The sequence below is a fragment of the Pseudomonas kairouanensis genome (assembly GCF_004682055.1).
GTDB lineage: Bacteria > Pseudomonadota > Gammaproteobacteria > Pseudomonadales > Pseudomonadaceae > Aquipseudomonas > Aquipseudomonas kairouanensis.
Window position 1 is genome coordinate 317,429 of the sequence record NZ_QUZU01000001.1, and the last position, 12,994, is coordinate 330,422.

Genomic DNA, 12,994 nt, shown 5'->3' on the forward strand with positions numbered 1-12,994 from the left:
CACTCCATCGAGATTTTTTTGCACACAGACGCTATTGCACGTCGATCAGTGTCACCTGGCCGTAGCGATTGATGCCAATGGGCAGGACTTCGGCGAGGGATTGCAGGGCCCGGTCGCTGTCATCCAGGCTGAAAACACCAAATACGCGCAGTTTTGCCGCGGCTGGAGAAACCCGCAGCAGGCCGTAGCGATAAGGGCGTAAGGCATCGATGACGGTACCGAGGGATTCGTCTTCAACATCCAGTAATCCGTTGATCCAGGCATCCGCACGCGACTGGTCACCGGCGAGTGGGAACACCTGCGCTTGAGTGAAGCGCAATGCGCAGCCTTCCTGCACCACGGCATGGGGGCCAAACTGGGTCTGCACCTGCACGCTGTGTTGTTGCACGCCCACCAGGGTTTGGCCGTCCATTTGCCGCACGTTGAAGCGTGTGCCCAAGGCGCGCACACGGCCTTGGGCGGTCCACACTTCGAGCGGGCGTGTCGGGTCGCTGGCGACTTCAATGCTCAGTTCACCCTGCTTCAATTGCACTCGGCGCAGAGTGGCACTCAATTGCACGTCTACGATGCTGCGCGCGTTGAGGATCAGCACACTCCCATCGGGCAGGGTGAAGCGCTTGCGTTCGGCGGTACCGCTGTAGAAATCGCTGAACAGGCCTTCGATTGGCAGGCGCCGTTGAACCGCCAGCGAGCCGCCCAGGCCGAGAAACAGCGCTAACGCGGTGCCATCGCGCAACAATTTGCGGCGCTCCGGTGACAGGCGCGATGAGCGCAGTGCACGGCTCGCAGCCTTTGCGGTGTGCTCACCTTGGGCCAGTTGATTGAAGGGCGAGACCAGCACATTTTGCAGGGCTTGCCAGGCGTGCTGGTTTCGGGGATCGGCGGCCAACCAGTGTTCGAAAGCACTGTGGACCTGGGCGTCGGCGTTGCCGGAGTCGAGGGTCACCATCCAGTCGATGGCTTCTTTTAATGGCGGGGTCAGTTGCGCAGGGCTGGGGTTCATCCGCGCATCACTTGCGCCAGGTAACACTGGGTGATGGCTTGTTTGATCCAGCGTTCGACCGTGGCCAGGGAGACATCCAGCTGCGCGGCAATTTGGCGGTGGGTCAGGCCTTCCAGGCGGTTGAGCAAAAAGGCGTGGCGTATTCGCTCCGGCAGACCGTCGAGCATGGCGTCGATGGTTTCCAGGGCTTCGCGCAGCAGGGCGAATTCTTCTTCGGAGGGGATGAACTCGCCAGGCAGGCTGGCCAGCGCATCCATGTAGGCCCGTTCCAACTCATGGCGACGCCAGAATGTGCACAGTACGCGCTTGGCAATCAGGCATAAAAAGGCCCGCGGCTCGTTGATATGGCCCAAGTGCGGCGATTTGAGGGTACGCAGGAACGTGTCGTGGGTCAGATCAGCGGCATCGGCCTGACAATCCAGACGCCGACGCAACCATCCCTGGAGCCAGTGATGGTTTTCGGCGTAAAGCAGATGGAAGGGGTCCTGCAAGGGACGGCGCAGATCGGACATGCGACAAGTACACTAATGGTAATTGTTCGCATTCTTGTCGTTTGATCGCTTATTTGCAAGCGTGTGTGTCAAAGCCCGACACTGAACGGCAGCGCCCGCGCCGGCGGGCGCTGCAACAGTTTGTGATCGCCATCGGTCATCACCGCCAGAATCTCCATGGCGCTGTGGCCCTGTTCGATGGCGATGCCGAATTGAATGCTTTGCACCAGGCGCTTGAGACGCGCCGGGTCGTTGCGTTGTTCGGCGCTGATCATGCGCTTGGCCACCACGCCCGCGTCGTTGGAGAGGGTGAGCATGATGCTGCCGTCCAGCCGTTGGATGCTCAAATTGACGCGGTATTCAGGGGTGAAGGTGTCGGTGATGATCTGAAAAGGATTGTCCATGGTGCGTACCGCCTGATAAGAACATGCAGTCATTGACGACCGGTGTCGGGATTAGTTCGCGTTTCCTGACCACCGGCCATTCACTAAAATCCATTTCCCTCCAGAGCTGTACAGCAAGGGCCGTGCCGTACAGACCAATGTGGGAGGGGGCTTGCCCCCGATAGCGGTGTATCAGCCAATGAATGCTTGGCTGAAAGATTGCTATCGGGGGCAAGCCCCCTCCCACAGTTGCCCACCTTGTTCTTGAAGCCGGTGACCTGTTTCAGGGCAGCACTGAGAAAACGATCGCAGACAGCGCAATCAGCCCGATCACCACTACAAAGACATTGGATACCTGGCCCGAATACTGGCGCAGCGATGGCACGCGGCGGATCGCGTACATCGGCATCAGGAACAACAGGCACGCGATGATCGGCCCGCCCATGGTTTCGATCATGCCCAGGATGCTCGGGTTGAAGGTGGCCACGGCCCAGCAGGTGAGCACCATGAACAGCGCGGTGCTGCGTTCCAGCCATTTGGCCGACATCGAACGGTTACGTCCGCGCAGGGATTTGACGATCAAGCCCTGGAAGCCTTCGCTGGCGCCGATGTAGTGGCCCAGGAACGATTTGGTAATCGCCACCAGCGCAATCAACGGCGCGGCGTAGGCGATCACCGGGGTTTGGAAGTGGTTGGCCAGGTACGACAGGATTGAGATGTTCTGCGCCTTGGCGGCGGCCAGGTCAGCCGGCGACAGTGCCAACACGCAGCTGAAGCAGAAGAACATCACCGTCAGCACCATCATGCCGTGGGCGGTGGCGAGGATGCCGCTGCTTTTGCGCTCGGCCTGTGGGCCGTACACGCGTTTTTGGTCGACGGCGAACGCGGAGATGATCGGCGAGTGGTTGAAGGAAAACACCATCACCGGGATCGCCAGCCACAGGGTCTTGAAGAACAGTGGCATTGGCATGCCATCACCGGCGGAGGCGAAGAATGCGCCGTTCCAGTTGGGGATCAGGCTGAATGCCAGCAACAGCAGGGCCGCGACGAACGGGTAGACCAGCACGCTCATGGCCTTGACGATCACGCCTTGGCCGCAACGGACGATGGCCATCAGGCCGAGAATCAGCACCAGCGACAGGATCGCCCGGGGCGGCGGTGCGATATGCAGTTGGTGTTCCATAAAGCTGCCCAGGGTGTTGGTCAGCGCCACGCTGTACACCAGCAGGATCGGGAAGATCGCAAAGAAGTACAGCAGGGTGATCAGCTTGCCCGCGCCGACGCCGAAGTGTTCCTCGACCACTTCGGTGATATCGCCGGATTTGCCCGACAACACAAAGCGCGTCAGCCCACGGTGGGCGAAGAAGGTCATCGGAAAGGCCAGCAGCGCCAGCACGATCAGTGGCCAGAAGCCACCGACGCCGGCGTTGATCGGCAGGAACAGCGTGCCGGCGCCGATGGCGGTGCCGTAGAGGCCGAGCATCCAGGTGGTGTCGTGTTTGGTCCAGCCAGTTGTAACGGTGCTCTCTACAGCAGGATTTTCGGCAGCAGGTGTACGTACATCGGTCATCGTTATTGCCTCGTTATTATTTTTGCGCGGGCTCACGTTGGGGCGGTCAGGGAATGCTCCTCAGCACTCCACCCAGTTCACGGCCAGGCCGCCCCGTGAAGTTTCTTTGTATTTGTCATGCATATCGGCGCCGGTATCGCGCATGGTGCGGATCACCCGGTCCAGGGAAATGAAGTGTTTGCCGTCACCGCGCAGGGCCATTTGCGTGGCATTGATCGCCTTGACGGCAGCGATGGCGTTGCGCTCGATGCAGGGCACTTGCACCAGGCCGCCCACCGGGTCGCAGGTGAGGCCAAGGTTGTGTTCCAGGCCGATTTCGGCGGCGTTTTCCAGTTGCTCCGGGGTGGCGCCGAGCACATCGGCCAGCCCGGCGGCGGCCATGGCGCAGGCCGAGCCGACTTCACCCTGGCAGCCGACTTCGGCGCCGGAGATCGAGGCGTTTTTCTTGCACAGGATGCCGACAGCGGCGGCGGCCAGGAAGAAATTGACCACATCGTCGTCAGACGCGTCGGCGTTGAATTTCATGTAGTAATGCAGCACCGCCGGGATGATCCCCGCCGCGCCGTTGGTGGGCGCGGTGACCATGCGCCCGCCGGCGGCGTTTTCTTCGTTGACGGCGAGGGCGAACAGGTTGACCCATTCCATCGCCGACAAGGTTGACGTGATCACATTCGGCTTGCCGATTTCCAACAGACTGCGGTGCAGTTTCGCCGCGCGACGCGGTACATCCAGGCCGCCGGGCAAGATGCCTTCATCGCGCAGGCCTTGCTCCACGCATTCGCGCATCACCGACCAAATGTGCAGCAGGCCGCTGCGGATGTCTTCATCGCTACGCCAGGCGCGCTCGTTGGCCATCATCAGTTCCGAAACCCGCAGGCCGTGCTTGTTGCACAAGGCCAGCAGTTCGACGGCGCTGGAAAAGTCGTAGGGCAATTCCACATCGCTGGTCGGCGCAATGCCCGATGCTGCCTCAGCCGCTTCGATGATGAAGCCGCCGCCCACCGAGTAATAGGTTTGCTCGCTCAGCAAGCCGCTGTCGCCATAGGCGTGCAGGGACATGGCGTTGGGGTGGTAGGGCAGGCTCTCGTCCAGCAGCAGGAGGTCGGTGTGCCAGTTGAAGGCAATGTCTTGCTGGCCTGCGAGCATTAGCCGGCCGGACTCTCGAAGGTGCTGGATGCGCGTGTTGATCGTGGTGGGGTCGACCTTGTCCGGCCATTCGCCCATCAGCCCCATCACACAGGCGCGGTCGGTGGCATGGCCGACGCCGGTGGCGGACAGCGAGCCGTACAGGCGCACTTCGACGCGGCGGGTGGCGCTCAGTAGTTGTTGGTTGATCAGGGCCTGGGCAAAGGTCGCCGCCGCCCGCATGGGGCCGACGGTGTGGGAGCTGGACGGGCCGATGCCCACCTTGAATAGATCAAAAACACTGATAGCCATGCTAAACCCTTACAAGCAATGGAGTAGGAATCGCTGCCATTTTTTGTAGGACGAGCGCAATTGGCGCGATACTGAGCCTCTGGATCGGCACTGACCAACGAATTATCCTAAGACACCCTTTAGCAGGACTAAACCCTATGACCCGGCCCCTCCATGGCCAGACCTACGTCTGGCTGCACGTTTTCTCCTGTGCTGCGCGGCATCTTTCGTTCACCCGCTGCGCTGAAGAACTGCACATCACGCCGGGGGCGGTGAGCCAGCAGATCCGGCAGTTGGAGGAGCGTCTGGGCTTTCGGTTGTTTCATCGGCGGGCACGCGGCGTGGAACTGAGCGCTGAGGGGCAGCGGCTGGCGGCGACGGTGGGGGAGGCTTACGGCAGCATCGATGCCGAATTGCAGCGGCTGGATGCAGGGATGATCAGCGGTACGTTGCGCCTGCGCTCGATTCCTTCGTTTCTCGGCAAGTGGCTGACCCCGCGTTTGCCGCGCTTGCAGCAACGTTTTCCGGACATACAACTGCGCATGGTTGCCGAAGACAGCAGCATCGCCTTGCATGAGGGCGACTTCGACCTGGCCATCGACCTCAACGATGGCAGCTACCCCGGCCTGTTATCCACAGCCCTGTTGGATGAGCAGATTTTCCCGGTGTGCGCACCAAGCCTGCTGCGCGGTCGCCCGCCGTTGCATGGCCCGGCCGACCTGGTGCATTTCCCCCTGCTGCATGACATTACCGCCTGGCGTGGGAGTTATGAGTACGCAGAGTGGGAGTTCTACCTGAATGCCATCGGCTATCACGACGCCGATGTGCGCCGTGGCCACACCTTCAACCGCAACCACCTGACCATCGAAGCGGCCATCGCCGGGATGGGCGTGGCGATCGCGCGGCGCACCTTGTTGAACGATGAGTTGGAGCGCGGCACCTTGATCGTGCCGTTCGGTCTGGCGGTGCCCAATCACAAACGCTACGTGTTGCTGTATGCGCCGGGCGCGCTGAGCCATCCGGGCGTGCGGGCGGTGCATGATTGGCTGGTGGAGGAGGCGGAGATTTTTCGCGGATTGCACCCGTTGGGAGAGGGGCAATTGTGAGGTGGCTAGGCGTAAGAAGTTGTAACTAACTCCCCACCCTAACAGTGTTTTTGCTTGTAGTCAGACTTAATTTGTAATGTGGGATTTATCTTTTCAAAGGGGTTGAATTGTTACGCTGACTGCTCAATTGTGTAGTCAAGAGGTCATGGTTTCACCGCATCGGTGTTGCAGTTGTGACCTCTCGCGAGCTAGCTGAAATAAGGGAAGAACTATGCAAATCCAAGTCAATAGCGATAACCATATTGAAAGCAGCATCCGACTGGAGGAGTGGGTACGAACTACCATTGAGAGCACGCTCGAACGTTACGAAGAAGACCTGACCCGAGTGGAGGTCTACCTGCGGGATGAGAATGGCGACAAGCCCGGTCCCCATGATCTGAGTTGCCGTCTGGAAGCGCGGCCAAAAGGCCATCAGCCACTTTCGGTACTGCACAAAGCCGATACCCTGGAGCAGGCGATTGACGGTGCAGCCACCAAGCTGGATCACGCATTGGAACATTTGTTTGGCCGACTGCAGGGCAAGCCACGCGCTGCCGGTAAAAGTCTGTCGGACACCAAGGTCAATGAAGATGAGCTTGAACAGGAGTTTCTGGAAAAAGAACGCGCCGTGTTTAATAGCTGATAGCTGACAGTTCTTACATTCCCAACAGAACGGGCCTGCATTTGCAGGCCCGTTTGCGTTTAGCGATTACGTCGGAAGAAGTACCCGCTCAACAGCGCCACCCCACACGCCCCCGAACCCGCGAATAACATGGCCCAGCCCGCGCCGTGGCGTAATGCTGCCTGGGCATCGGTAAACGTAAGTCCTGGCGAGTCCAGTTTGCCCGCTGCAATGTTCTGGCTGATCGCTGGCCAATCCAGCGCGGTGGTTTCGGGCAATACAGCGGACAGTTGATGAGTGATCCCCAGCAGCAATACCAAGCCCATCAACGCGATGTTGAGTGCCAGGGTAATCAGCCGCGCACTCAAGTCGATACCCGAGGCCATGCCCGCACGGTCTGCCGAGACGGCCCCGGTGGTGGTGTTGGTGGTGGGTGAGTTGGTCAGCGCCAGGCCAACCCCGGCAACTACGCAACTGGCCAGTACCAGCACGATGCTCGGTTGAGCGGTACTGTTCACGGCGGCCATGCTCAAGAAGCCTGCGCCCATCAATCCAAGGCCCAATGGAATGACGCGCTCGGCGCCATAGCGCAGGGCCAGGCGTTCGGCCAGCGGCGGGATCAGCAAGGTCGGCAAGGTATAGGCGAGCAGGGCGCCGCCGGTGGTCAGGGTGTCGTAGCCCAGGCCGGCCTGGAAGTAGAGCGGCAGGTAGATCATGAACGGCCAGAAGCTGAAATTCATGCCGATCGAGCCCATCAATGCGCCGTTGAAACGTCGGATGCGAAACACCGAAAAATCGAACATCGGGTGGGCGCTGCGCCGCTCAATGAAGATGAACAGCCACATGCCGACCAGCGACAAAGCCGCCCAACCAAGCATGGCTGGTGTGCCGAACCCGTACTCGCTGCCTTGGGTGATGAAATAAACGAGGGCGAACACGGCCAGCGTCAGGGTAAACATGCCGGCGAGGTCAAGGCGATGCCCGGCGGGATCGCGGGACTCCTGCACGCTGATATGCAGCAGCCATAGTGTGAGCAAGGCCAGCGGCACATGTACGAGAAATACCCAGCGCCAGTCTGCCACGGCCAGGATCAACGCCCCCACCATTGGCCCAAAGCCCAGGCCTATGCCTGCGATCACGCCCCACACTGCGAAAGCCCGCGCCCGCGCTGCTGGTTCGCGAAACTGGTGCGACAGGATCGCGAACTGACAGATCATCATCGCGCCAGCACCCACACCCTGTACGAAACGTGCCGCGATCAAAGTGGAAGCGTCATTGGCCAACCCACACGCCAGCGATGCCAGGCCAAACAGCCACAGGCACAACACCAGCATGCGTCGGCGGCCGAAGCGATCCGCCAGCGTTCCGGCGGCCATCAGCACGCTGGTACAGGCCAGGGTGTAGGCATTCATGATCCATTGGGCATCCTGGAAACCGGTGCCCAGTTGCTGTTCGAGGGTGGGCAGGATGACCGGCACACTGGAGATTTCCAGGCCGAACATCAGGGCCACCAGGCAGACGGCGGTGAGGGCCAGGCCATTCCTGGCGGTGTGAGGTGTACGGCGGGCCGATAACGTGGCGGCGGGTGGCATGGGATTCTCCTGAAAGATGAAGTCAGGCTATTTTCAGGGGAATCAGGCGCCTTATTCGTGATAAGTTTTCCGTGGATATGGGAATTAAGGGCGACAATCAGGCCATGGCTACTCCGCGTTTTGATGGTGTTGAACTGTTCCTCCAAGTCGTGGAAAGCGGCAACCTTACCGAAGCCGCCGAACGCCTGAACCTCACGCGCTCCGCAGTGGGCAAGGGCTTGGCGCGGTTGGAGGCGCGGTTGGGGACGCGCCTGTTACAGCGCTCTACCCGTCGCCAGCATCTGACGGAAGATGGGCAGGCGTACTACGAGCATTGTCTACGTGCCCTGGCGGAATTGGAGGCGGCCGAATCGGTGCTGGAAAGCGGCCGCCAGCAGCCTCGCGGGCGGTTGAGGGCCAGCGTGCCGTTGGCATTCGGGCATCACTATGCGGCGCCTGCGTTGTGGGGGTTGATGGACCGTTATCCGCAATTGGAGATCGAGATCAGCTTCTCTGACCGCATGACCGACCTGGTGCAGGAAGGCTTCGACATCGCCATACGCATTGGCGAGCTGCCTGATACCGACCGCCTGAACGCCCGCCGCCTGGGCGCACAATCCATGGGCCTGGCGGCGTCACCGGCTTATCTGCAACGTGTGGGGCGAATCGACGTAATCGATGATCTGACAGGCCATCGAGGTATCGCCTACAGAACCAACACCCCCCACCGTTCACGGTTGATGTCGCCCTTGGTATTGGATGACCTCCAGGCCGTGGCCGATGCCGCTATCGCAGGCGTCGGCCTGGCCTGGTTGCCGAGTTGGTTGATCGCCCATTACGCGCTGCGCGGCCAACTCGAAGCAGTCCTGCCGGGCTACCGCGAGCAACCCGCGCCGATCCATGTGGTTTGGCCGACCGCACCCCATATGCCGGCCAAGACCCGCTGTGCCATCGACGCGTTGGTTGCGGCGACCCCCAGCTGCCTGGCGGGCAGTTAGAACGCGATGGAGGTCTGCACGTACACCGTGCGTGGCTCACCGACGTACTTGCCCTTGTTGTTGTCATCGAACGAGCGGGTGAAGTACTGGGTGTTGAAGATGTTTTTCACACCCACCGCCACGTTCAGGTCCGATAGTTGCGGGCCAAAGTCGTACGCCGCTCGGCTACTGAACAACATGTAGCCGGGTATACGTCCGGTACTGCCGTCGGCGCTTTCCTGCTGGGTGTTGGCGTTGTTGGCGAACTGGCTGCTCTGGAAGCTGCTGTCCAGGTTCAGCTTCCAGCGCCCTTCGGTGTAACCCACGCCCATCGTGCCTTTGTGCTTGGACGAGAAGGGCACGCGGTTGCCCTTGTTCGGGCCGTCTTCGCGGATGGTGGCATCGACGTAGGCGTAGCTGGCGTACACATCAAACCCTGCCAGGGCCGGGCTCAAGCCATCGAGGGCATAGTTGACGCTGGTTTCGATGCCCTGGTGGCGAGTTTCGCCACGGGCGATCACCGAGTCGTCGGTCTGGTTGCTTTCGTACTGGTTGTCGAAGTTGATCAGGAACGCGCCGATTTCTGCACGCAAGGTGCCGTCGTCGTAGCGGGTGCCGATTTCCCAGGTGCGGGCTTTTTCCGGTTTGACTTGCCCGCTGGGCACGCGCTTGGCCATCTGGCTGTACTGCACGCTGCCGAACGAACCCTCGGTGTTGGCGTAGAGGTTCCAGCTGTCGGTGAGGTGGTACAGCACGTTCAGCGCCGGCAATGCGGTGTTGTAGTCGCCTTTGTAGTTGAGGTTGTTGATGTGGTCGGTCTGCTCGGACTTGATCATTTCGTAGCGCACGCCGGGGGTGATGGTCCACTTGCCGATATCAATGCGGTCGTCGATGAAGAACGCATTGGCTTCGGTGCTACCACGGGTGTCGCGGTCGTTTTTGCTATTGGTGGTCGGGATCTGCTGGTTGGCCGTAATCGGCGTGGTGTAGCGCAGTTCGTGCCCGGCTTCGTTGATATAACGGTAGCCCACGCCGACTTCGTGGCTGGTGTTGGCAAGGTCGAAGCCTTGGGCAAAACGGGTCTCCAGGCCGCGCACCCAGTATTCGCGGGGCGACAGGGACAGGAAGCGGGTCTGGTCCAGATAGCCGTTGCGCAGGGTGGTGGTGAAGAAGGTGTTTACGGTGAATTCGCGGCGGTCTTCCTGGTAGCGATAACCGGCGTTGAACATCGTACGGCGGCCCCAGAATTTGTCGTAGGGACGGGTGGACTGATAGGGGTCTGCCTTGTAGTCCGCCACGTTCAACCCCCCAGGCATATCTGCCTGGCCTTCGTAGTACTGAGCCATGGCGTTGAAGCTGTTGGCTTCATCCAGTTGATATTTGCCCTTGAGGATCAGGTCGTCGATGCGCGTGTTGCTGTTTTCGCGCCAGTCGCCGCCACGGGTGCCGGAGTACAAAATCGCGCCGCCCAGGCCGTTGTCGGCGGTGCCGCCGGCCAGCAAGTTGGCGGTGGTCTTGAAGCCATCATGGCTGGAAGACGGGCTGGTTTCGGTCTGCAAGCCACCTTTGACCGTGGGCGCATCCGGGATCGCGCGGGTCACGAAGTTGACCACGCCGCCGACGTTCTGCGGGCCGTAGCGCACCGCGCCGCCGCCGCGCACCACGTCCACCGCGTCCATGTTGCCCATGCTGATAGGGGCGAACGACAGCTGCGGTTGGCCGTAGGGCGCGAAGGGCACCGGGATGCCGTCCATCAACACCGTGGAGCGCGACGCCAGGCGCGGGTTGAGCCCCCGAATACCGAAGTTGAGCGCCATGTCGTGGCTGCCGGTGCCGTTGTTTTCGGGGGCGTTGACGCCGGGGATGCGGTTGAGCACGTCGCGGGCCTGGGTGGCGCCCTGGCGTTCGAACTCTTCGCGGCGGATCACGTCACGGGCGCCGGGGTGTTCGAACACGTTGGTCTGCGCCGCATCGCCGAGCCAGTCGCCGACCACGCTGGAGGTGCCCAGCTCAATCGTCGCCGGCGCATGGGCCGGTTGCAGGCTATAGGCATTTTCACCTTCGGCGCGGGCTTGCAGACCGGTGCCTTCCAGCAGTTTTTGCAGGCCTTCAGCGGCGCTGAAATTGCCCGACAGCCCACGGCTCTGCATGCCTGCCGTCACTTCGGAGCCGAAGGAAATCAGCACACCGGCTTCGCGACCAAATTGATTCAGTGCCGCTTCCAGCGAGGTGGGGGCGATGTGATAAGGCTTGGCTTCGGCCGCCATCACGGTAGGCAGCACCGTCAGGCTCAGGCTGGCGCCCAGTAGGAGTTGGCGCAGTGTGCGGGCAAGAAGCGTCGGTTGCTGGGGCATGAAGAGCGGTCCTGAGAAGGAAGGATCAAGGTGGCTTTCCTTCTCTGTCACGCGAGGTGTGGAAAACGGCTCACAGGTTTTTAAAAATATTCAGACGCGTGCCTGCACCGTCACCCAGTAACGGGTAAAACGCCGCACTTTGATCGGCAGGCTCACTTCCAGCAGGTCGAGAATGCGTTCGCTGTCATCCAGCGGGTAGCTGCCGGAGATCAGCAAGTTGGCCACCTGCGGGTCGCAATTGAGCTGGCCACGACGATAGCGGCCCAGTTCGCCGAGGAAGTCTTGCAGGCGCATGTGCGCCGCCATCAACATCCCGTCGGCCCAGGCCCCGCTGTTGGCGTCGGTAGGGCGCGGGGTGTCCCAACCCTTGCGGGTGAAATTGACCTGATGCGCAGCCTGCACTGTCAGTGGCAGGCCGCTGTAGGTGTTGGGCATCACCTCGACCTGGCCCTCGAACACCGCCAGTTGGGCGTGATCGTTGAATTGCCGTACGTTGAAGCGCGCTGTCTGGCTGGTGAGCAGTCCTTGGCCGGTCAAGACATTGAGGGGCGTGCTGCCCTTGGCGGCGGTCAGCAGGATCTCGCCTTCGAGCAGGCGGATCAGCCGTTGCTGGCCATCGAAATGCACATCCACGGCGCTGCCGGTGTTGAGTTGCAACTGGCTGCCGTCCGCCAACTGCACGTTGCGGCGTTGGCCGACTGGGCTGCGGTAGTCGGCGGTCAGCGGCGGCAGCACATGTTGCTGGCGCAAGCCCCAGGCAGCGGCCGAACCGGCGCCGAGGATCAGCAACAGCTTGAGGGCCTGGCGACGGCTGGTGGAGGTTGGCGCATTCAAGGCGGCGTGGGCGAGCGGCGAGGGCAGGCCACGTAGGCGTTGGTTGACGCGCTGCATGTGATCCCACGCCCGCTGGTGCTCGCTGTGGGCGTTGAGCCATTGCTGCCAGGCGGCTTGCTGGCGCGGGTTGAGGGCGCCTTGCTGCATTTGCATCAGCCAGTGCACGGCTTGTTCGGCAACGTGGGTCGAGAAATTCATAGGGCGAAGTAGCAGCGCATGGCGGCTTTGGTCAGGTGGCGTTTGACGGTGGCGATGGAAATGCCCAGTTCGGCGCCGATCTGCGCGTAGGTCAGGCCATCGAGTTGGGCCAATAGGAACGCACGCTTGACCTGGACAGGCAGGCCGTCGAGCAGTTGGTCCAGCTCTACCAGGGTTTGCAGGATGATTGCGCGTTCTTCTTCGGACGGTGCTACGTGCTCGGGCATTTGCGCCAAGGCATCGAGATAGGCGCGTTCCAGGTCCTGGCGGCGGTAGAAATTGAACAACACGCGCTTGGCCACGGTGGTGAGGAACGCGCGGGGTTCGACCAGCGTGGGCGTTTCACGGGCGGTGAGTACGCGAATAAAGGTGTCTTGCGCCAGGTCGGCCGCGCTTTCCGGGCAGCCGAGCTTGCGTCGCAACCAGCCGGTGAGCCAGTGGTGATGGTCGTTGTACAGAACTTCGACGGGGTTGGACGGCTGCAGCACGA

The 12,994-nt window shown here is 61.3% G+C and carries 12 protein-coding genes; 3 read left to right on the top strand and 9 right to left on the bottom strand.

The window, feature by feature from the left end; all coding sequences use genetic code 11:
* Positions 1-31: 31 nt before the first annotated feature.
* From DYL59_RS01460 to DYL59_RS01480, 5 genes are all read right to left on the bottom strand, one after another.
* Entirely contained in the window at positions 32-1,003 is a 972-nt protein-coding gene (locus DYL59_RS01460) for a FecR domain-containing protein (protein WP_135287555.1), read from the bottom strand.
* Positions 1,000-1,515, bottom strand: a complete 516-nt coding sequence (locus DYL59_RS01465; protein WP_135287556.1) for a sigma-70 family RNA polymerase sigma factor — start codon at positions 1,513-1,515, stop codon at positions 1,000-1,002. The genes DYL59_RS01460 and DYL59_RS01465 overlap by 4 nt, the downstream gene beginning before the upstream one ends.
* A gap of 68 nt (positions 1,516-1,583) precedes the next feature.
* On the bottom strand, positions 1,584-1,898 hold the full coding sequence (locus DYL59_RS01470) for a DUF3509 domain-containing protein (protein ID WP_135287557.1): 315 nt from the start codon (positions 1,896-1,898) through the stop codon (positions 1,584-1,586).
* Positions 1,899-2,160: 262 nt separating this feature from the next.
* A complete protein-coding gene (locus DYL59_RS01475) occupies positions 2,161-3,447 on the bottom strand; it encodes a serine/threonine transporter (protein WP_135287558.1) in 1,287 nt (428 codons plus the stop codon).
* A gap of 60 nt (positions 3,448-3,507) precedes the next feature.
* A complete protein-coding gene (locus DYL59_RS01480) occupies positions 3,508-4,884 on the bottom strand; it encodes an L-serine ammonia-lyase (protein ID WP_135287559.1) in 1,377 nt (458 codons plus the stop codon).
* Positions 4,885-5,021: 137 nt separating this feature from the next.
* Between DYL59_RS01480 and DYL59_RS01485 the strand changes: the two genes are divergently transcribed.
* Together DYL59_RS01485 and DYL59_RS01490 are read left to right on the top strand one after the other, a co-directional pair.
* Positions 5,022-5,969, top strand: coding sequence for a LysR substrate-binding domain-containing protein (locus DYL59_RS01485; RefSeq protein WP_071494031.1), 948 nt, complete (start codon positions 5,022-5,024; stop codon positions 5,967-5,969).
* 211 nt (positions 5,970-6,180) lie between these two features.
* Positions 6,181-6,591, top strand: a complete 411-nt coding sequence (locus DYL59_RS01490) for an HPF/RaiA family ribosome-associated protein (RefSeq protein ID WP_012722380.1) — start codon at positions 6,181-6,183, stop codon at positions 6,589-6,591.
* Positions 6,592-6,650: 59 nt separating this feature from the next.
* Here the strand turns inward: DYL59_RS01490 and DYL59_RS01495 are convergent, their stop codons facing one another.
* Entirely contained in the window at positions 6,651-8,162 is a 1,512-nt protein-coding gene (locus DYL59_RS01495) for an MFS transporter (protein ID WP_135287560.1), read from the bottom strand.
* 104 nt (positions 8,163-8,266) lie between these two features.
* Here DYL59_RS01495 and DYL59_RS01500 point away from each other — a divergent pair, with 104 nt between their 5' ends.
* The gene (locus DYL59_RS01500) at positions 8,267-9,139 is read left to right on the top strand and encodes a LysR family transcriptional regulator (RefSeq protein WP_135287561.1); all 873 of its coding nucleotides are present in this window, start codon (positions 8,267-8,269) and stop codon (positions 9,137-9,139) included.
* Here the strand turns inward: DYL59_RS01500 and fecA are convergent.
* The 3 genes from fecA to DYL59_RS01515 form a co-directional block, all read right to left on the bottom strand.
* Positions 9,136-11,472 carry a TonB-dependent Fe(3+) dicitrate receptor FecA gene (gene fecA, locus DYL59_RS01505; RefSeq protein WP_135287562.1) on the bottom strand — a complete coding sequence of 779 codons (2,337 nt, stop codon included), beginning with the start codon at positions 11,470-11,472 and terminating at the stop codon, positions 9,136-9,138. The genes DYL59_RS01500 and fecA overlap by 4 nt on opposite strands.
* Positions 11,473-11,562: 90 nt before the next feature.
* Positions 11,563-12,504 (bottom strand): FecR domain-containing protein, encoded by a 942-nt coding sequence (locus DYL59_RS01510; protein ID WP_135287563.1) that lies wholly within the window; start codon positions 12,502-12,504, stop codon positions 11,563-11,565.
* Entirely contained in the window at positions 12,501-12,989 is a 489-nt protein-coding gene (locus DYL59_RS01515) for a sigma-70 family RNA polymerase sigma factor (protein ID WP_135287726.1), read from the bottom strand. Before DYL59_RS01515 ends, DYL59_RS01510 begins: the two co-directional genes overlap by 4 nt.
* Positions 12,990-12,994 lie beyond the last annotated feature (5 nt).